Below are 18,799 nucleotides of genomic sequence, written 5' to 3'. Positions count from 1 at the left end.
GGCCCGGTCTGTGCCAACGGCGCTCCCTGGTCATTGCCGCTCGGACGTTGGTTCTCGCATGCACGGTTTCACACGGCATTCCGTCGCAACGGTGTGATGTCCACAAGATCGGCCCCACTCGCCAGCCAATCTTGCTGCGCGGTGAAGAGGTCCCAGGCCGCCGTTCCGGTGACCGAGACGCCTCGCGCACCTGAGCGCCTCGTCGTACCGCGCACGAGCAGGTAGTGGGTCTGAAAGACGCCCGAGCCGATCTGTTCCTGGACGTCGTGGAAGAAGACGACATTGGAGACCGGGCCGGTGCCGTCGTCGAGTGAGACGAAGACGACGCGCTTGCCGCCGCGCATCGGCGGCGTGTTGGTCGCTCGGCGGACGCCTGCGATGAGGACCTCGGTTCCGCCGGGGAGGTCCATGAGGTCGCGTGCCGGCGTGACGCCGAGTTCTTGGAACAGTGGGTAGAACCGTTCCATCTGGTGGCGGTTCACGGCCAGGCGCATCTCTTGGAGTTCGAGGTCCGTCTGGGTCCGGCCTCGGAGCTCGAGCGAGGTGACCGTGCTGCGCTCGGGCACGGGGAGGTCGAGTTCGAAGGCGAGTTGCTCGTCGGCGATGAGCTGGGCACTGGTGGTGACACCGGCAAGGTGGGCGAGGAGTTCGTGGCGACGTCTTGGGATGTAGTCGATGAACGCGTCGAGCGCCCCGACGCGGGCCAGCGCCTCGAAGGTGCGGCGTCGCGGCCGGACTCGGTCTCTGAAGTCCTGGAGGGAAGAGAACGGTTGGTGCCTGGCAATGCGGGCCCGTTCCTTCTCGGTGCTTCCCTGCATCTCGACCAACGACATGCGCACACCGAGCCGCCCGTCGGGTGCGATCTCGACGACGTACTCCAACCCCGAGCGCTGCACGTCGATCGGGAGCACTGGCACGTCGAGGTGGCGGGCTTCCGCGAGGATGAGGTCCTTGGGCCACATGCCCGGGTCGTGGGTGAGCAGGCCTGCCATGAACTCGGCCGGGTGATGGCGCTTCAGCCAGGCCGACTGGAACGTGGGCAGCGCGAAGGCTGCCCCGTGGGCCTTGGCGAAGCCGAAGGACCCGAAGCCGGCGAGGATCGTCCAAGCTTTGTCGATCACGGCGGGCCGGAACCCGCGCGCCGTGGCACGGTCGCGCACGAACGCCTCGATTCCGGCGAGACGCCCGCGGTCGGCGAGCTGTCGGCGGATGACGTCGGCGGGCCCGAGACCGCAGCCGGTGAGTTCGTCGATGATCCGCATGACCTGCTCGTGGAACACGACCACGCCGCGTGTCTCGCGCAGGATCGGGCGGAGCCGCGGGTCGATGTAGTCGGGCATGGTCTCGCCGTGTCGCGCCTGGAGGTACTGCAGCGGCATGTTGTTCTGCATCGGCCCGGGGCGGAAGAGCGAGATCTCGACGGTGAGGTCGTTGAACACCTCCGGTTGCAGCTTGCCGACGAGTTCCATCTGCCCCGGAGACTCGAGCTGGAAGACCCCGAGGGTGCGTGTGGAGCGGAGGAGTTCGTAGGTGGGCTCGTCGTCGAGCGGCAGGGCGTCGAGTTCGATGGTCTCGCCGGTCAGTCGTTCGTGCTCGCTGACGGCGTGCGCCATCGCGGATTGCATGCGCACGCCGAGGATGTCGAGCTTGATGAGGCCCATGTTGTCCATGTCGTGTTTGTCATACTGCGACATCGGCAGACCCATACCCGACAGCTGGGTCGGTGTGCGGTGCAGGAGCGAGGTGTCGGAGAGGATGACGCCGCAGGGGTGGACGCTGATGTGGCGCGGGAGCCGGTCGAGGCGTTCCGTGACGTCGACGAGCAGGTCGAGTTCCCGGGATTCGCGGACCGCTTCGGCCAGGTCGGCGAGCTCCGGCTTGTCCCGGAGTGCGTCGCGGAACTCGCGCGCGTTGAACCGCCACATCTGCTTGGCGATCATGTCGATCATCGACTCGTCCATGCCGAGGGCGAGGCCGGCGTCGCGGACTGCTCCGCGTGACCGGTAGGCGTTGGTCATCGACATCAGCGTGACGCGGTCGGACCCGAAGCGGGCGAAGATCTCCCGGTAGACGTCGTGGCGGCGCGCGGATTCGACGTCGAGGTCGATGTCCGGGAGGTTGGTGCGCTCGGGCGAGAGGAACCGTTCGAAGATGAGTCCGTTGCTGATCGGCTCGACCGAAGAGGTGTGCAGCGCGTAGTTGAGGACGGACCCGACACCTGACCCGCGCGCCTGGATGCGGATCCCCATCTCGCGGATGATGTCGGCGACCTTCGCGACCGTGAGGAAGTACGACGGCATCCCGAGCTGCTCCACAATGCGCATCTCGTGCTCGAGCGCACGGTGCGCGTCCTCCAGCGACGGCATCCCGGGCCGTGCGTACCGCTCGTCCACACCGGCTCGGGCTCGCTGCCAGAGCGCCTGGTGGGGGTCTCCGCTGATGCCGATCACCGAGGCCTCCGGCATGCGAGGTTGCTTCCAACCGACGTCGGACACCGGATCCAGGGAGCATCGTTCCGCGAGGCGCTCGGTCTCCCCCAGCAGCCGCTGCACGGCGCCGTCGTCGTGGGTGCCGGCGCCGACGATCATCCGCGCGATCTGTCGCATCTGCTTCGCCGGCTTCAACCACGCCTGCCCATTCACCTGCAACTCGTTCTGATCGTCCAGCTCCGCCAGCGGGCGAAGGAAACGGGCCGCATCAGCGAGGTCGGCTGTCGCTGCCTCGTCCGGGAGCCCGTAGCGAACCGCGTTGGTCAGCACGGCAGGGACTCCAGCCGACTCCGCGAGGCTCAGCAGACGTGTCGCCGCCGCGACATTCCCGCGCACGCCCTGGTCGGTGAGATGACAGACCACCTCGATCACCAGATGCCCAGCCGGGATCCACTCGAGCCACCGGTCCAGGGCGACCCGCGCTGCGGCATGATCGCGACGCTCGATCGCCTGCCCGACGTCGGACGCCGGCCCGAGCATCACCGTCAGCGCCGGCTCATCCTCCAGCGCCGCCGCGAGCTCCTCCCGGAGGATCGCAGGCCCATCACGGCGCCCGTGCGCAGCGCTCACCACACGACAGAGTTGGGCGAATCCGGCTCCCTGGTTCTGACCGTGGGCGAGGACGACCACACGGCCGATCGACTCCAGCTGTTCATCCAGTGCAGCGAGATCCACCCCGAGCCCCGGCGCGATACCCGCAGCAAGGCAGGCACCGACGTGCTTCGGGCCGCCATAGAGACCGTCGCGATCCGTCAGCGCAAGGAACGACGCACCATCCTCAGCGGCGAGACCGGCGAGGGCCGCACTCGAGGTGACGCCGTAGTGCGCAGAGAGGTGCGACGCGACGTGGAGGTGCGGGAAGCTCACGTCCAGGCGACCGCGAGCGTCCATCTGCCGGTCGTGTCGCGGCGGAGGTCGTAGCGCGTGGGCTCCTCATCGCCGCGAGCCGCGTCGACCCGCCACGTCTCGATGTCGATACGTGCAGGCGACGCGTCACCCCGCCACCACGGCTGGCGAGAGAACAACGCCTGAGGCTGACCCACGACACGGTGCTCGAACCGCTTCCAGACGAACGCCGTCGGATCCCCATCCGCCGCCAGATCGACATCCACTGCCTCGTCAACGATCGTCGCCATGTCACACCCTCCAGATTCGAACACATGTTCGATGAAGCGAGTGTACGTCACTCTCCTCCTCGCCGCCCCGATCGCTCTCGCGGCCGGTATCGTTTCGTTCGCATCCCCGTGCGTGCTGCCGTTGGTCCCCGGATATCTCGGCTACATCGGCGGCATGACTCGCCAGAACAGTGCCAGACCCCGGACTCGGTTGCTACTCGGCGTGGGACTGTTCATCCTCGGGTTCGCCATCATCTTCGTCACCTACGGTGCACTGTTCGGGGCCGCTGGTTCCTGACTGATCCGGTGGCAGGAGCTGGTCACCCGCCTGCTTGGCGTCCTCGTCGTGCTGATGGGTCTCGTGTTCATCTGAGGGGTCCCCTTCCTACAGCGCACCCTCAAACTCCCCACCGGTCCAACCGTCGGTCTGGCTGAGCACCGCTACTTGGTATCGTCTTCGGGCTGGGCTGGACACCCTGCCTCGGCCCGACCCTCACAGCGATCTCGCTCCTCAGCCTGAACAGCGGCTCGATTGTGCGCGGCGCGCTCTTGGGACTGATCTACTGCGCCGGGCTGGGCATCCCGTTCCTCCTCATCGCGCTAGGGTTGAACTGGATGACCGCTGCCGTGGCGTTTCTCCGGCGCCACATCCGAGCCATCAACATCACCGGCGGGGTGATGCTGATCGTGATCGGCGTGCTGATGATCTCCGGCCTGTGGACGGCGTGGATCTACTCCCTGCAAGCCCTCATCGGAGGGTTCGTACTCCCCATCTGAGGACACAACCGCTTGCACCACTCAGGTCGGCTCGCTCATGGGCGGTGTGCGGTGTGCGGTGTGGGCGTGCGATCATGCCGGTGAGCACACGCCCAGCCAACCCGATCAGGCGCGGACCAGGCGGGCGATGGCATCCGAGGCTTCCTTGATCTTCGCTTCGCCCTCGTCACCGCCAAGCTTGACGGCGTCCACGACACAGTGCTTGAGGTGGTCGTCCAGCAGCCCGAGTGCGACGCTCTCCAACGCGGACGTGAGCGCGGAGACCTGGGTGAGAATGTCGATGCAGTACTGCTCCTGATCGACCATCCTGTAGATGCCACGCGCCTGCCCCTCGATGCGCTTCAACCGGGCGAGGTAGCGGTCCTTGTCAGTGATGTACCCGTGATGCGGCTTCTCGGACGAAGCATCCGCAGCGGGTGCAGCGTCCTGGACTGGGGCGGTGTCGGTCATGTCAGTTTTCCTTCGATCACCTGGTGGCAGTGGCGGGTGTTCGGGCGTCGTGGGTGCTCTGGGCCAGAGCTGTGCGGGCGCTCGTCTCGGGGTCGAGCTGCAGGCGACGCAGCAGTTGTGCGTTCAACGCTACGACAATCGTAGACAGTGACATCAGGACCGCACCGACAGACATGGGGAGCACGAACCCGATCGGGGCCAGCACGCCAGCGGCGAGCGGCACGGAGATGAGGTTGTAGCCTGCGGCCCACCACAGGTTCTGCCGCATCTTCCGGTAGCTTGCCCGGGAGAGTTCGATGACACTCAACACGGAACGCGGGTCGGATGAAGCAAGGATGACGCCTGCGGATGCGATCGCGACGTCGGTGCCGGCACCGATCGCGATGCCGACATCGGCTTGTGCGAGAGCCGGAGCGTCGTTGACGCCGTCGCCGACCATCGCCACCCGGCGGTGCTCGCTCTGCAGCTCCTTCACCTTGTCGGCCTTGTCCTCGGGCCGGACCCCCGCGAAGTAGCGGTCGATGCCGAGTTCGGAGGCGACGGACCTCGCGACGGCTTCCGCGTCGCCCGTGATCATCACGACCTGCACGTTGCTGGCGTGGAGTGCGTCGACGGCCTGCCGGGACTCCTCGCGGATCTCATCGGCGAGTTTCAGCGCACCGACGACCTCACCATCGCGGAGCACGTGCAGGATGATCGCGCCGTCCTGCCTCCACTCGTCGGCGACCTGCAGCTCGGCTCGGTGCGCTTGTTCGAGCAGGTTCGGCCCGCCCACCTGCACGCGAGCTCGGTCGACGGTCGCGGAGACGCCGACCGCTGGCGAGGAGGAGAAGTCGGTGGCTCGAGGCACTGTCAGACTTCGGTGGGTTGCTGCGGTCAGGACGGCGCGCGCCAACGGGTGCTCCGAGTCCGTCTCAGCTGCGGCAGCCAGGGCGAGGACGTTGTCTGCCGTCAGGTCTCCGACTGGTTCGATCGCGGTGACGGTGGGTTCGCCCTTGGTGACTGTGCCGGTCTTGTCGAACAGCACCGTGTCGACGGTGCGCATGCTCTCCAACGCCAGCCGGTCCTTGATCAGGACACCGCCGCGTGCTGCCCGCTCGGTGGCGATCGAGACAACCAGCGGAATGGCCAGTCCGAGTGCATGCGGGCACGCGATCACGAGGACGGTGATCGTGCGCACGACGGCTTCGTCGGGCAACCCGATCAGGTTCCAGACGATCATCGTGATGATGCCGGCGCCTAGCGCGAACCAGAACAGCCATCGTGCCGCGACATCGGCGATGCGCTGCGCCCGGGAGGTGGAGTTCTGCGCTTCGGTGACGAGGCGCTGGATGCCAGCCAGGGTTGTGTCCTCACCGACTGCGGTGATTCGCACCCGCAGGCCGGAGTCGGTGGCCACGGTGCCAGCGACGACGTGGTCGCCCTCGCCGCGACGCACGGTCTTGGACTCGCCGGTGATCATCGACTCGTCCATGCTCGCCGAGCCGGACACGATCTGCCCATCCGACGGCACACGCCCACCCGGCCGCACGACGACCACATCATCAAGGCGCAGATCAGCGGGCGCGACGCTCACCGTGGTGTCACCATCGACCCGCTCCGCCTCATCCGGCAGCAGTGCCGCCAGAGAGTCGAGCGCTGAGCTTGTCTGCGCGAGGGAGCGCATCTCGATCCAGTGTCCGAGCAGCATAATCACGATCAGCAGGGCGAGTTCCCACCAGAAGTCGAGTTCATGGTCCAGCAGCCCTAGCGATGCGCCCCAGGAGGCGAGGAACGCGACCGTGATCGCCAACGCGATCAGCAGCATCATCCCCGGCTTCAGGGTGCGCAGTTCGCCGACAGCCCCGGTGAGGAATGGTCGCCCTCCCCACACATACATGACAGTGCCCAGCACCGGCGAGATCCACGCCACCCATGCCGCGTCGGGCAGCGGATAGCCGAGGATCATCGCGAACATCGGCGAGAACCCCACGACTGGGACCGCGAGCACGAGCATGATCCAGAACAGGCGTCGGAATTGACCGACGTGGTCCCCGTGACCGGCATGCCCACCGTGCCCGGCGTGAGCCTTGTCGGGGTGCTCGCCGTGGCCGGCGTGTCCCCTGTGCTCCCAGTGCGGTGCTGGTGCGTGCTCGGTGGGCACCTGCGGGGGTGTCGGGGTGTGGTGCCCGGTGTGGTCAGTCATGGTGGTTCCTCTGCCGGTGGATGTTCGGGGACGTGCTCCGTGGGGGTGCGTCAGTGGGTGAGGCTGGCTTGGTTAGGCCGTGGCGTAGCGGGCTGGGTCGGCGTCGAACGCCGGCCCGCAGCCGGCGCAGCACAGCCAGTACCGGTTGCCGTCGTAGTCGCGGACGAGGCCAGCCGCTTCGGCGGTGGCTTTCACCACCGTGCGGCCCTTCATCACAGGACAGTCCGCGACGTCCGCGGTGGGGGTTCCGGCGAGCAGATCACGGCCTGCTGGGGCGGATGCGGCAGTGTGCTGGTGGGTTGGTGTGCAGCAGTTGTCGCTCATGCGGCGATCCTTTCGGTTGCGGACGCGGTGTCTCGGAGTGCCGTCGGTGACGGTGAGGTTGTGATGCGGCTGGAGAAGCTGCGCAGTCGGAGGCTGTTGCCGACGACGAAGACGCTGGAGAAGGCCATCGCCGCGCCGGCGATCATCGGGTTCAGCAGACCGAACGCTGCCAGGGGGATCGCTGCAACGTTGTACGCGAACGCCCAAAACAGGTTGCCTTTGATGGTGCCGAGGGTACGCCTGGCCAGACGGATAGCGTCACCCGCGACGCGCAGATCTCCGCGCACGAGGGTCAGATCGGCTGCTTCGATAGCAGCGTCCGTTCCCGTGCCCATCGCCAACCCCAGGTCAGCGGCGGCAAGGGCTGCGGCATCGTTCACGCCGTCGCCGACCATCGCCACGCTTCGACCCTCTGCCTGCAGGCGACGGATCACGTCAACCTTTCCCTCGGGTAGGACCTCCGCGATGACCGTGCTGATGCCGACCTCACTGGCAATCCGGTCCGCGACGGACCGGTTGTCGCCGGTGAGCAGGATCGGATCGAGACCGAGCCGGCGCAGTTCGGCGATGGCTTCGGCGCTGCTGGGCTTGACCGCGTCCGCGACGGTGATGATGCCACGCACCAGACCGTCCCAGGCGACGGCCACGGCGGTCGCCCCGTCGGCTTCGGCAGCTGCCTTCTGCGCGGCGAGCTCCGCGGGCAGCTCCAGTGACCAATCGGCCAGCAGGCTTTCGCGTCCGACGATCACCGAGTGCCGCTCGACGATCGCCTCGACGCCCAGTCCTTCCCGGTTCTGGAAGGACTCAACCGGTGGGAGTTGGCCATGAGTGGCGGCCGCAGTGGCGATGGCACGAGCGATGGGGTGCTCGGAAGCGTGCTCCACAGCGCCCGCGATCCGCAGCAGCTCCTCGGTCGGCGTGCCGGCAGCCGGGAGCACCTGGCGAACACTCATCCGCCCAGTGGTGACCGTTCCAGTCTTGTCCAGCACGATGGTGTCGATACGGCGAGTGGACTCGAGTACTTCAGGACCCTTGATGAGGATGCCGAGCTGAGCTCCACGGCCGGTGCCGACCAGCAGCGCCGTCGGTGTCGCGAGTCCGAGAGCGCACGGGCAGGCGATGATCAACACCGCGACCGCCGAGGTGAAGGCCGCCTCGATCGGCCACCCGGCGAGCAGCCAGCCGGCGAAGGTGATGACCGCCAACGCGAACACGATCGGGACGAATATTCCTGACAGGCGGTCGGCGAGCCGCTGCACGTCAGCCTTGCCCGATTGGGCGTCCTCGACCAGCTGCGCCATCCGCGCCAACTGGGTGTGCGCGCCGACCTTCGTTGCACGCACAACCAGCCTGCCCCCGGCGTTAACCGTCGCTCCAGCAACCACGTCCCCTTCGGAGACCTCGACCGGCACCGACTCGCCCGTCAACATCGACGCGTCCACGGCACTGCGACCGTCGACCACGACGCCGTCGGTCGCGATTTTCTCACCCGGCCGCACCACGAACTCATCACCGACCGACAACTCTTCGATCGGGATCAGCAGCTCACGCCCCTGGCGGAGGACGGCGACCTCTTTCGCGCCGAGCTGCAGCAGCGCACGCAATGCAGCACCGGCTTGTCGTTTGGAACGCTTCTCGAAGTAGCGCCCGGCGAGCACGAACATGGTCACCCCGGCGGCGACCTCAAGGTAGATGTTGCTCGATCCGCCCAGCGGGTCAGCGGTGAACTCGAATCCGTGCGTCATGCCGGGCATGCCTGCCATGCCGAAGAACAGTGCGTACAGCGACCATGCGAACGCCGCCAACGTTCCGACCGACACCAGCGTGTCCATCGTCGCAGCACCATGACGCAGGTTCGTGAACGCGGCCTTGTGGAAAGGCCAGCCCGCCCACACGATCACCGGAGCCGCGAGCGTCAACGAGAGCCACTGCCAATACGTGAACTGCAGCACCGGGATCATCGCGAGCACGATCACCGGCACCGTAAGGATCACGCTACCGATCAGGCGGTTCCGCAGGCTCGTCAGTTCCGCATCAGGCGCGTCAGCGCCGGCCGGCTCGGCCGGCGCTGACGGCCGGGCTGCGGTGTACCCGGTCTTCTCGATCTCGCTGATGAGTAGTTGCTCGTCGTACCCGGCCAGGACGGTTAGGCGTGCTTTCTCCGTCGCGTAGTTCACCGTCGCTGTCACCCCATCGAGCCGGTTCAGCTTCTTCTCGATTCGCATAGCGCACGACGCGCACGTCATGCCGCCGATTTCGAGTTCCACGCCATGGTCAGCGGTCGCATCAGGGTGAGGCATCAGATCTCCAAACGTCAGGGAAGTGCGGGTGGCTAGGCGCGAGTCGCGGCGTAGCCGGCCTCATCGACCGCAGCCAGCACCGCAGCATCCTCCACTGGGGCCTCGCTCGTGATCACCAGACGGCCGGAAGCAGCAGAGACATCAACGGCGCTGACGCCGGGGATCTGCGAAACCTCTTCGGTGACGGACCGCTCACAGTGGCTGCAGGTCATCCCGGTCACCGCGTACTCAGTGGTGCTCATAACTGTTCTCCTTCACTCAATCCAGATACCCCATAGGGGTACTCTCAGGGGAACATCATACCCCCCGCCGGTATTCCGTCAATGAGCGGGACGGCGTGCTGCAGCACGCGCTCGCCACGAAATCTGCGCCGAAGCCAGCCGCCGCGACAAAACCGCACGCAGCGCCTCCTACCCAACCGGAGTGTCACCACCAGAATGACCCTGGCTGTCACCGATGTCCTGATGCAGATTCGCCACCGATGTCCTGCGACATGACACGCCACTGCCACGACACGACGTGACGCATACCGTGACAGGGAAGCCAGCACGAGAGCGTGCAGCCGCTCGGCATCTCATTGCAGGACGCGACAGTTGAGCCAGCGGAGAACGGAGCCCACGAGCGGGAACCAAGGGCCGGCGATGACGACGGTGGACAACGCGGCGGCTCCGCCTGGGCCTGGCGTCGCAGGCTCTCGAGGCGAAGCGGGCGGTACCACTGCCATGGGCTCGATCGTCGGGTCCTTTCGCTCAGACGCCGACGTTGTCGAAGTAGGTGATGCTGATCGCGATGATGATCGCGGTCCCGCGCACCGGTGAACCGTCGAGCCAGCCGCCGGTTTCGCTGATGACGACGGGGCGATACAGCCAGGGGTATTCGTCGTCGAACAGGTCGATGCGCTGTTCCTCAGCGTCCGTCTCGACGATTCCCCGAACGTGGACCTGATGCCCGTGGCCCGCGTAGAAATAGTGCTCGATGTATGTGCCAGGTCGATCAGCATCGTCGACATCGTCATGCAGCCCTGCCGCATCGAGCATCTGAAGCAGGTGCTCGGCCGTGTCATCCTCGTCGGCGCGCTTCGGCACCGTGAGGACAACCGTGCGCACAGCCGTGCAGGCGTGCCCTTCCACGTGACGGTCTCGGAATCCTCCTTGATCTGAGGTCAGGGTTCCGCATCGGTCCAGCAGTCGGTCGCCCATGACCTCGTAGCCGGTGTCTCCGGTGAGCTCGTAGTCAGACAACGCGCCCAGCGCAGCGTCTCGGGCTGCGTCTGCCTGCGCGCGCCACCCCGGGTCGGGATCCGGAGCGTGCGCGCACCCCGCGAGGAGCAACGTTGCGGCGCTCAACACCACGCCAAGTCGTCTTCGTTTCATCGGGCCCCCACCACACCCAGACGCTAACAGGTGTCGAGGGATGACCTACCCCACCAGGCTCACGGCAACACCGTGGACCAGTGGGCACGCATGCACCGCACACGCCCGCGGTCATAGTCCGTCATGTCTGGCGCGTACCCTCCGCAACCTGCCAGGCTCACGGAATCAGCCTCCCAGGCGCCCGGACAGGAGCATCCCGTGACCATCACCGCCCCGGCAGCCGCCACGATCTCGCGATCGGCGCCCGCACTGCAGTCCTCCGCGGCTGCTGGCTTCACGACCCGTCAGGTGCACGCGGGTGCCGTGCCCGACGGTGCGCACGGGGCGCGGGTCACTCCTGTCCACCTCAGCGCCGGCTTCGTGTTCGACAGTTTCGAGCATGCACGGGAGCGGTTCGCCGGCGAGGACGAGGGGTACGTGTACACCCGCAACGGCAACCCGACCACCGAGGAGGTCGAGCGGCGGATCGCCGACCTCGAGGGCGGGGCTGAGGCGATCCTGGTGGCGAGTGGGCAGGCAGCTACCGCCTCCGCGCTCTTGGGGATCGTGCAGGCCGGCGACCGGGTGCTCTCGTCGCGTCGGCTGTACGAGGGCAATCGCGGGCTGCTGGTACAGAACTTCGGACGGCTCGGGATCGGTGTGGACTTCGTCGACGACGCCGGCGATCTCGAGGAGTGGGAGCGCCGGATCGGACCCGACACCCGCGTGCTCTTCGGTGAGCCCATCCCGAATCCCAAGAACGACCTGCTCGATGTGCCTGCGCTGGCGGCGATCGCCCACCGGCACGGGCTCCCGTTCGTCGTCGACAACACGCTCGCCACCCCGTACCTCCTGCGGCCGATCGAGCACGGGGCCGACGTGGTCGTCCACTCGACCAGCAAGTTCCTGGCCGGGCACGGTGCCGCCCTCGGCGGCGTGATCGTCGATGCCGGCACCTTCGACTGGGGCGCGCGACCCGCGCTCTTCCCGCACCTGAACCAGGCGGAGCGCGCGTTCGACGGGCACAGCTGGGCCGAGCAGCGGGGCAGGAGCGCGTTCGTCTCCTACACCCGCGACATCGTGGTGTCGCGCCTGGGCCCGACGCCGTCGCCGCTGAACTCGTTCCTCCTTCGGCAGGGCATCGAGACGCTGTCGCTTCGGGTGGAGCGGCACTCGAGCAACGCCCTCGCCGTCGCCCGCTTCCTCGAACGACAGTCCGAGGTCGTCTCGGTGGACTACTCCGGTCTGGAGTCGAGCCCGTCGTTCGCGCTCGCGCAGCGGCTGCTCCCCCGCGGTCAGGGCTCGGTCTTCTCGTTCACCGTGGCCGGAGGCGAAGCAGGCGCGGCCGCCTTCACCGACGCCGTCGAGCTCTTCAGCCACATGACCCACCTCGGCGACGTGCGCTCCCTGGTGCTGCACCCGGCGTCGACCACGCACGCCGGGCGCACTCCGGCCGAACGGGCCGCCGCCGGCATCCATCCGGGTCTTCTCCGGCTGTCGATCGGCATCGAGGACGTCGACGACCTCCTTCGGGATCTGGACCGCGGGCTGGCTGCCGTGCGCGCCCTGACCGAAAAGGCGCGAGCGTGACGCGTCGTCAGCACTTCGGCTGGTTCTTCTCCCGCGGATTCGGGCCGCAGGGCTGGGGGCATCCGTACCAGGAGTGGAACCACGACTGGACCAAGCCGGAGCTCTACCAGCAGTCGGCCCGCGAGTTGGAGCAGGCCGGCTTCGAGCTGATCGTGATGGAGGACGCCGTCTCGCTCGGCTCCCCGGACACGCTCGACCTGCGGGTGCGGGGAGCGTACGGCGGACCCAAACACGACCCGCTCCTCCTGGCGCCCTACTTGTTCGCCGCGACCACTCGGATCGGGTTGGCGCCGACGATCAACGCCGGGATCACGCCGCCGTACCTAGCCGCGCGGCAGGCCGCGACGCTGCAGCACCTCAGCTCAGACCGTTTCGGGATCAACCTCGTCACCGACGTGGGCAGCGCCCGCCATGTCGGATTGGAACCGCTGTCGCACGACGCGGCCTACGACCGGGCCGACGAGTGGATGGCGATCGTCCGCAAGCTCTGGCACAGCTGGGGCGAGGGTGCATTGGTCGCCGACACCGGATCGGGTCGATACGCCGACGGGGCGCGCATCGACGCGTTCCAGCATCGCGGTGAGCATTTCCGCGTGGACGGCCCGCTGAACGCCGCCCCGTTCGCGAACGGCGACCCGATCGTCGTCTCACCCGGCGGTTCCCCCCGAGGTCTGGCCTTCGCCGGCACGCAATCGGACGTGCAGCTCGCGCTCGCCCCGCTGGAGGCGCAGGCGGTCCGCGCCTATCGGGCGAGAGTCCTCGCCGCGGCCCAGCTGCAGGGCAGGACCGCCGACGACCTGCGGATCCTCTTCGTCCTGAAGCCCGAGATCGTCGCGAGCCCCGAGGAAGCGGTGCGCGTCGTCGAGGCGTCGCGGCACCCCGAGGAGAGCACACTGCGGCAGATCGCGCTCGGCTGGTCCAGCGACCTGGAGACCGATCTGACGGGCCTGGATCTGGATCGCCCTGTCGAGCGGTCGGTCTTCGGCGAGCATGTCTCGCACGGCACGATCGCTGGCCTGTACGGCGACACCGCGGACGCACCGCTGCGTGAGCTGCTCACCCGGAAGGCGCGCAAAGGCCTTGTCGCCGACCGCGCCGGCTTCGTGGGCACCGCGGAGCAGTTCGCCGACTTCGTCGAGGAGCTCGGCGACGACGGCGGCAACGACGGCCTCCTCTTCTCAGGGGACCTGCACCCGGTCACCCTGCATCGGATGCTCGACGACCTCGTCCCCGTCCTGAGGCGGCGCGGGGTGCTCCGCGACGAGCTTGCGTCCGGCGGGACGCGCGCGAACTTGTTCGGAACGTAGGTGCACCCGCACATCCAGCCAGTCGAACCCCGCTCTGTCTCTCCTATCGAACGGCCGATCATGACGAACGAGTTCACCTTCAGTACGACCATCACGTCCTTCGACGAGGACTACTCGCCGGCGGAAAGCTCCCGGATCACCACCAACTTCGCCAATCTGGCCCGGGGTGAGCGCCGCAAGGAGAACCTTCGCACGGCGCTGGCGATGATCGACGACCGGTTCAACGACCTCGTGCCCGGCGACGATCCGAGCCGGGGCCGCTACTCCGTCGGACTCGACATCGTCTCCGTGGGCCTGCACCTCACCGCGGACGACAGGGACCAAGAGTTCCCGCTCCTCGAGATCCTGCGCACGAGGATCGTCGACGGCCGCACCGGTCGATGTCAGCCCGGAACCCTGGGGAACAACTTCTCGTCCTACCTCCGCGACCACGACTTCAGCGTGCGGCTGCCGGCGGTCAACGCCTCGCAGACGGAATTCACCGTCCCTGACGACTTCGGCGTCCTGCACGGCGCGCTCTTCAAGCACTTCCTCGCCTCCGCGCAGTACGCGGAGCTCGCACCGACGCCGCCCGTCATCTGCATCAGCGTCTCGACGAGCAGGACGTACCGGCGCACCGGGAGCCGCCATCCGATCCTCGGCGTCGAGTACCGACAGGACGAGCTCTCGCTGACCGACCGGTACTTCGCGCAGATGGGCCTGCGGGCCCGTTTCTGCATGCCGCCCGGCAGCGCGGCGCCGCTCGCGTTCTACTCGGGCGGCGACCTGCTCGAGGACTACTCGGACCTCCAGCTCATCGCCACCATCAGCACCATGGAGACGTTCCAGAAGATCTACCGGCCCGAGATCTACGGTGCGCGCTCGGCCGCCGCCGACGTCTACCGGCCGAACCTGGAGGAGCAGGACTACGCGCGGCCAGCGGTGGCCTACGACCGAGAGGAGCGAGGCCGGCTCGCGGTCGAGCAGGGGAAGTTCGCGGACGAGTACCTGATGAAGCCTCACGGGGAACGGCTGCGGCAGTGGGCCGCCGGGCACACGGAGGCGGTCCGATGACCGCCCGCGGATCCTCGACGGCCCTCCCGCTCCTGCCCACCTCGATCGTCGGCAGCCTGCCGAAGCCGTCCTGGCTTGCACAGCCCGAGACCCTGTGGTCGCCGTGGAGGCTGACCGGCGACGCCCTGGTCGAGGGGAAGCAGGACGCCCTCCGCGCTGCTGTCCACGAGCAGCTCCACCGAGGCATGGACATCGTCAGCGACGGGGAGCAGACCCGCCAGCACTTCGTCACGACGTTCATCGAGCACCTCACGGGCGTCGACTTCGAGCGGCGCGAGACCGTGCGCATCCGCGACAGGTACGACGCGAGCGTGCCGACCGTCGTCGGTGCCGTGGGCCTCGAGAAGCCGGTGTTCGCAGACGACGCCCGGTTCCTGCGTGAGCAGACCGATCAGCCGATCAAGTGGGCGTTGCCCGGCCCGATGACGATGATCGACACCCTCTCCGACCATCACTACGGGAGCCGGGAGCAGCTGGCCTGGGAGTTCGCGACGATCCTCAACGAGGAGGCGAGAGCTCTTCAGGCTGCGGGAGTCGACATCATCCAGTTCGACGAGCCCGCCTTCACCGTCTTCTTCGACGAGGTGCAGGACTGGGGAGTGGCCGCTCTGGAGCGGGCGGCGGAAGGACTCCGAGTGGAGACCGCCGTGCACATCTGCTACGGCTACGGCATCCAGGCGAACACTGACTGGAAGGCGACCCTCGGGTCGGAGTGGCGGCAGTACGAGAAGTCGTTCCCGCTCCTCCAGCGGTCCTCGCTCGACATCGTCTCGCTGGAATGCCACCACTCCCGCGTCCCGATGGAACTCATCGAGCTCGTCCGCGGGAAGAAGGTCATGCTCGGAGCCATCGACGTGGCGAGCGAGACGGTCGAGACGCCCGAGGAGGTCGCCGACACCCTGCGACGCGCCCTCCGGTTCGTCGACGCGGACCTGCTCCTCCCGAGCACGAACTGCGGCATGGCGCCACTGCCCCGAGACCTCGCCTGGAAGAAGCTGAGTGCACTGAGTGCGGGGACATCCATCGTCCGCGAGGAGCTCGCCGTCTCGACGCCCTGACCATGCGGCAGTCCACCTGGCGGCCGACGGTCGCATCGACCATCTGCTCGGCGCAGCGGCTCCATCGCGTCACCAGCACGAACCACCGGAACACTGCGCGGTCGCTCCGACTCAGAGTCGGTGGCCGTAGAAATACTTCGCCCCGCGGACCCAGTCCTGGCAACTGAGTGCGTCGACGTAAGCGTGCACAGCGTCGAGCCGGTCGCCGTTCATCTGCGTGTCGTAGTCGACGGGACAGTCGACACCGGACCAGATCGACAGAAGGCTCCCCGGAACGATGATCCCTAGCTGTTCCCCGGAAGCCGCAGTGATCGAGGCGTGTTCGACGAGTCTCAGTGCCAACAGCGCGGGGTGAGCGGGCTGACCGTAGAGGACATATGCACTCCGATCAGTCGATTGGATGGCGCGGCCGACGTGCTTGGCGAGTTCGTCGGGGGACGGAGAATCGCCGAGTTCCGCCTGGAAGGGCACCAGACTGGCGATGGCTTGGAGCAGCGCCTCGGAGATCTCCGGGTCTTCGTTCCAGTCCTCGAGCAGAGCGAGCATCGGAGCCACAGCCTCGATGGACATCATCGACGTGGTGCTGTGCGCGAAGGTGACGACCGTGGACGGAGCGGCCTTCGTCAGGAATGCCATCGTCTCGAGGTCGGCCAGGTCGTCGTGTGTCGCAACCGACGCGAACACTCGGACAGCGAAGTCCGTGAATGGCTGGTGGCGCACCGTATTGAGGAGATCGATGAGGATGCTCTTCGGATCGAGATCACCGACCCTGAAGGAGTCGAGCGCTGCGAGAAGATACTCGTCCGGCGTCCGCGCGGCACGCAGTGCTGCTGCGCGATCCGCAGCCGTCGCGCTCGACACTGGGCCGAACCATTTATTGCGTTGCATCTCGATGGAGATCGTCACGGCTGGCTCCTCTCGCTCCTCGAGCCTACCCGTCGCTCCCACGCCATGACGCGGATGCAGAAGGCGATCACTTCGGTGCGCTCGACGAGGTGTGCCGAGTGACCGTGTCGACTCCCCAATGAGCCGGAGTCCGCACACCGAGGTTTGGTCGAGTGCCTGGAGTGGTTGCGTGTCGATGCGCGGGCCGACCTCCGTGTGAGCTGTGAGCGCTCCGAATCGTGCCCCATGTACTGTGCGAGCGAACTCAAGTCGCGCGTCCTGGAGGGGTTGACGAGCGTTCTGATCCCGACGGCGACTCCGGGTAGACTCAATGCGTCGCTTCGGGTATTCCCATCCGAACGCGGGCCTTTAGCTCAGCTGGTAGAGCGCCACGTTTACACCGTGGATGTCGTCGGTTCGATCCCGGCAGGGCCCACCACATGGATAACGCCGGGATCAGGCCGATCGCCGGGCGCCTGGTCAAACGTCCCCCGACACTGGACGAAGAGTCGAGCGCGGTGACGGCGGCTGGCCGTACGATCGAGGGGATGGACACGACGATCCCCACCCCATACGAAGACCTCCTGCGCGACACGCTCGAGCACGGCGCCGTCAAAGGCGACCGCACCGGAACCGGAACCCGCAGCGTCTTCGGCCGCCAGCTCCGGTTCGACCTCTCCGAGGGCTTTCCACTCATCACCACCAAGCGGGTCCACTGGAAGTCCATCGCCTACGAACTCCTCTGGTTCCTCCGTGGCGACGGCAACGTCCGGTGGCTGCAGGAGCACGGGGTGTCCATCTGGGACGAATGGGCAGACGCCGACGGCGAGCTCGGTCCCGTCTACGGGGTCCAGTGGCGCTCCTGGCCGACGCCCGACGGGTCGCACATCGACCAGATCTCGCAGGTCATCGAGCAACTGCGCACCGACCCGAACTCGCGCCGCATCATCGTCTCCGCCTGGAACGTCGCCGACATCCCCAACATGGCGCTCGCGCCGTGCCACGCGTTCTTCCAGTTCTACGTGGCCGACGGCAAACTCTCCTGCCAGCTCTACCAGCGCAGCGCCGACCTCTTCCTCGGCGTCCCCTTCAACATCGCCAGCTACGCCCTCCTGACCCACCTCGTCGCGGAGCAGGTCGGCCTCGAGGTCGGCGACTTCGTGTGGACGGGTGGCGACTGCCACATCTACGACAACCACATCGAGCAGGTGACGGAGCAGCTCACGCGCGCACCGTTCCCCTCCCCGCAGCTGCACATCAAGAACAAGCGCGAGAGCATCTTCGACGTCGAGTACGACGACCTCGAGATCGTCGACTACCAGCACCACCCGGCCATCCGCGCCGCCGTCGCCGTATGAGCCTCGCGCTCATCTGGGCCCAGGCGCACGACGGCGTCATCGGCGCGGACGGCGACATGCCCTGGCACGTCCCCGAAGACCTCGCGCACTTCAAAGAGCTCACCGGCGCCGACGCCGTGATCATGGGACGCCGCACCTGGGACTCACTCCCCCCACGGTTCCGCCCGCTTCCCGGCCGTCCGAACATCGTCGTCACCCGTGACCACGAGTGGTCCGCCGACGGCGCGATCGTCGCCCACTCGCTCGAGGACGCGTTCGAAGCGGCACAGCTCGCCGGCAACGGCCAGGCCTGGGTCACCGGCGGCGCGGGTCTCTTCGCCGAGGCGCTCCCCCTCGCCGACCGCCTGGAGGTCACCGAACTCGACCTCGACGTCGCCGGCGACACCTTCGCGCCGATCATCGGCGAGGAATGGGTGCCTGTCACGATCGATCCGGCGCACGGCTGGTCGGAATCACGAACAGGCGTCCCGTATCGGTTCATCCGCTACGAGCGCGCACCCGAGATCACCATCACCGGCTGACACGTCCGGCGAACCGGATCGACCTCAGCGGGCCG

The 18,799-nt window shown here is 67.3% G+C and carries 15 protein-coding genes, 1 tRNA gene and 1 pseudogene; 8 read left to right on the top strand and 9 right to left on the bottom strand.

Annotation, left to right across the window (positions count from 1 at the left end; translation table 11 throughout):
* Positions 1 to 68: 68 nt before the first annotated feature.
* Together dnaE and ITJ57_RS09860 are read right to left on the bottom strand one after the other, a co-directional pair.
* Complete coding sequence (gene dnaE / locus ITJ57_RS09865; RefSeq protein WP_194669853.1) at positions 69 to 3,380, bottom strand: DNA polymerase III subunit alpha; 3,312 nt, start codon at positions 3,378 to 3,380, stop codon at positions 69 to 71.
* Positions 3,353 to 3,625 (bottom strand): hypothetical protein, encoded by a 273-nt coding sequence (locus tag ITJ57_RS09860; RefSeq protein WP_056006309.1) that lies wholly within the window; start codon positions 3,623 to 3,625, stop codon positions 3,353 to 3,355. Before ITJ57_RS09860 ends, dnaE begins: the two co-directional genes overlap by 28 nt.
* A gap of 31 nt (positions 3,626 to 3,656) precedes the next feature.
* Between ITJ57_RS09860 and ITJ57_RS09855 the strand changes: the two are divergent.
* Positions 3,657 to 4,381: pseudogene (locus ITJ57_RS09855) on the top strand (cytochrome c biogenesis CcdA family protein).
* A gap of 105 nt (positions 4,382 to 4,486) precedes the next feature.
* On the opposite strand, the gene ITJ57_RS09850 reads toward ITJ57_RS09855, so the two are convergent.
* From ITJ57_RS09850 to ITJ57_RS09825, 6 genes are all read right to left on the bottom strand, one after another.
* Positions 4,487 to 4,831 (bottom strand): metal-sensitive transcriptional regulator, encoded by a 345-nt coding sequence (locus ITJ57_RS09850; protein ID WP_194669852.1) that lies wholly within the window; start codon positions 4,829 to 4,831, stop codon positions 4,487 to 4,489.
* Positions 4,832 to 4,847: 16 nt separating this feature from the next.
* Complete coding sequence (locus ITJ57_RS09845) at positions 4,848 to 7,016, bottom strand: heavy metal translocating P-type ATPase (RefSeq protein ID WP_194669851.1); 2,169 nt, start codon at positions 7,014 to 7,016, stop codon at positions 4,848 to 4,850.
* Between the two features lie 72 nt (positions 7,017 to 7,088).
* Positions 7,089 to 7,340, bottom strand: a complete 252-nt coding sequence (locus ITJ57_RS09840; protein ID WP_194669850.1) for a hypothetical protein — start codon at positions 7,338 to 7,340, stop codon at positions 7,089 to 7,091.
* Positions 7,337 to 9,640 (bottom strand): cation-translocating P-type ATPase, encoded by a 2,304-nt coding sequence (locus tag ITJ57_RS09835; RefSeq protein WP_194669849.1) that lies wholly within the window; start codon positions 9,638 to 9,640, stop codon positions 7,337 to 7,339. The genes ITJ57_RS09840 and ITJ57_RS09835 overlap by 4 nt, the downstream gene beginning before the upstream one ends.
* Before the next feature lie 32 nt (positions 9,641 to 9,672).
* Positions 9,673 to 9,882 carry a heavy-metal-associated domain-containing protein gene (locus ITJ57_RS09830; RefSeq protein WP_194669848.1) on the bottom strand — a complete coding sequence of 70 codons (210 nt, stop codon included), beginning with the start codon at positions 9,880 to 9,882 and terminating at the stop codon, positions 9,673 to 9,675.
* 507 nt (positions 9,883 to 10,389) lie between these two features.
* Positions 10,390 to 11,013: a hypothetical protein gene (locus ITJ57_RS09825; protein ID WP_194669847.1), complete on the bottom strand. Its 624-nt coding sequence runs from the start codon at positions 11,011 to 11,013 to the stop codon at positions 10,390 to 10,392.
* Between the two features lie 249 nt (positions 11,014 to 11,262).
* Here ITJ57_RS09825 and ITJ57_RS09820 point away from each other — a divergent pair, with 249 nt between their 5' ends.
* The 4 genes from ITJ57_RS09820 to ITJ57_RS09805 are packed head-to-tail and all read left to right on the top strand — an operon-like array spanning position 11,263 to position 16,000.
* Positions 11,263 to 12,582 (top strand): O-acetylhomoserine aminocarboxypropyltransferase/cysteine synthase family protein, encoded by a 1,320-nt coding sequence (locus ITJ57_RS09820; protein WP_228507072.1) that lies wholly within the window; start codon positions 11,263 to 11,265, stop codon positions 12,580 to 12,582.
* A complete protein-coding gene (locus ITJ57_RS09815) occupies positions 12,579 to 13,889 on the top strand; it encodes an LLM class flavin-dependent oxidoreductase (RefSeq protein WP_194669845.1) in 1,311 nt (436 codons plus the stop codon). Before ITJ57_RS09820 ends, ITJ57_RS09815 begins: the two co-directional genes overlap by 4 nt.
* Before the next feature lie 60 nt (positions 13,890 to 13,949).
* The gene (locus ITJ57_RS09810) at positions 13,950 to 14,942 is read left to right on the top strand and encodes a putative oxygenase MesX (RefSeq protein WP_194669844.1); all 993 of its coding nucleotides are present in this window, start codon (positions 13,950 to 13,952) and stop codon (positions 14,940 to 14,942) included.
* Positions 14,939 to 16,000, top strand: a complete 1,062-nt coding sequence (locus ITJ57_RS09805) for a methionine synthase (protein WP_194669843.1) — start codon at positions 14,939 to 14,941, stop codon at positions 15,998 to 16,000. Before ITJ57_RS09810 ends, ITJ57_RS09805 begins: the two co-directional genes overlap by 4 nt.
* A gap of 111 nt (positions 16,001 to 16,111) precedes the next feature.
* Here ITJ57_RS09805 and imm47 read toward each other — a convergent pair whose 3' ends face one another.
* Entirely contained in the window at positions 16,112 to 16,906 is a 795-nt protein-coding gene (gene imm47 / locus ITJ57_RS09800; protein WP_194669842.1) for an Imm47 family immunity protein, read from the bottom strand.
* Positions 16,907 to 17,248: 342 nt separating this feature from the next.
* Here imm47 and ITJ57_RS09795 point away from each other — a divergent pair.
* The 3 genes from ITJ57_RS09795 (at position 17,249) to ITJ57_RS09785 (ending at position 18,764) form a co-directional block, all read left to right on the top strand.
* Positions 17,249 to 17,324: transfer RNA gene (locus ITJ57_RS09795), tRNA-Val, on the top strand.
* 109 nt (positions 17,325 to 17,433) lie between these two features.
* Positions 17,434 to 18,243: a thymidylate synthase gene (locus tag ITJ57_RS09790; protein ID WP_194669841.1), complete on the top strand. Its 810-nt coding sequence runs from the start codon at positions 17,434 to 17,436 to the stop codon at positions 18,241 to 18,243.
* Positions 18,240 to 18,764: a dihydrofolate reductase gene (locus ITJ57_RS09785; RefSeq protein ID WP_194669840.1), complete on the top strand. Its 525-nt coding sequence runs from the start codon at positions 18,240 to 18,242 to the stop codon at positions 18,762 to 18,764. The genes ITJ57_RS09790 and ITJ57_RS09785 overlap by 4 nt, the downstream gene beginning before the upstream one ends.
* Positions 18,765 to 18,799 lie beyond the last annotated feature (35 nt).

Source organism: Plantibacter sp. VKM Ac-2880 (assembly GCF_015351235.1).
Taxonomy (GTDB): domain Bacteria; phylum Actinomycetota; class Actinomycetes; order Actinomycetales; family Microbacteriaceae; genus Plantibacter.
The sequence above is the reverse complement of the archived record's forward strand: the minus strand, read 5'-3'. Positions and strand labels throughout refer to the sequence as shown.

Excerpts from the sequence above, each read along its gene's own strand:
- ITJ57_RS09835 (WP_194669849.1), bottom strand. The coding sequence starts at position 9,640 with ATGCCTCACCCTGATGCGACCGCTGACCATGGCGTGGAACTCGAAATC.
- ITJ57_RS09810 (WP_194669844.1), top strand. The coding sequence starts at position 13,950 with ATGACGAACGAGTTCACCTTCAGTACGACCATCACGTCCTTCGACGAG.
- ITJ57_RS09805 (WP_194669843.1), top strand. The coding sequence starts at position 14,939 with ATGACCGCCCGCGGATCCTCGACGGCCCTCCCGCTCCTGCCCACCTCG.
- ITJ57_RS09825 (WP_194669847.1), bottom strand. The coding sequence starts at position 11,013 with ATGAAACGAAGACGACTTGGCGTGGTGTTGAGCGCCGCAACGTTGCTC.
- ITJ57_RS09840 (WP_194669850.1), bottom strand. The coding sequence starts at position 7,340 with ATGAGCGACAACTGCTGCACACCAACCCACCAGCACACTGCCGCATCC.
- ITJ57_RS09845 (WP_194669851.1), bottom strand. The coding sequence starts at position 7,016 with ATGACTGACCACACCGGGCACCACACCCCGACACCCCCGCAGGTGCCC.
- ITJ57_RS09850 (WP_194669852.1), bottom strand. The coding sequence starts at position 4,831 with ATGACCGACACCGCCCCAGTCCAGGACGCTGCACCCGCTGCGGATGCT.
- ITJ57_RS09785 (WP_194669840.1), top strand. The coding sequence starts at position 18,240 with ATGAGCCTCGCGCTCATCTGGGCCCAGGCGCACGACGGCGTCATCGGC.
- ITJ57_RS09790 (WP_194669841.1), top strand. The coding sequence starts at position 17,434 with ATGGACACGACGATCCCCACCCCATACGAAGACCTCCTGCGCGACACG.
- dnaE (WP_194669853.1), bottom strand. The coding sequence starts at position 3,380 with ATGGACGCTCGCGGTCGCCTGGACGTGAGCTTCCCGCACCTCCACGTC.
- ITJ57_RS09830 (WP_194669848.1), bottom strand. The coding sequence starts at position 9,882 with ATGAGCACCACTGAGTACGCGGTGACCGGGATGACCTGCAGCCACTGT.
- ITJ57_RS09860 (WP_056006309.1), bottom strand. The coding sequence starts at position 3,625 with ATGGCGACGATCGTTGACGAGGCAGTGGATGTCGATCTGGCGGCGGAT.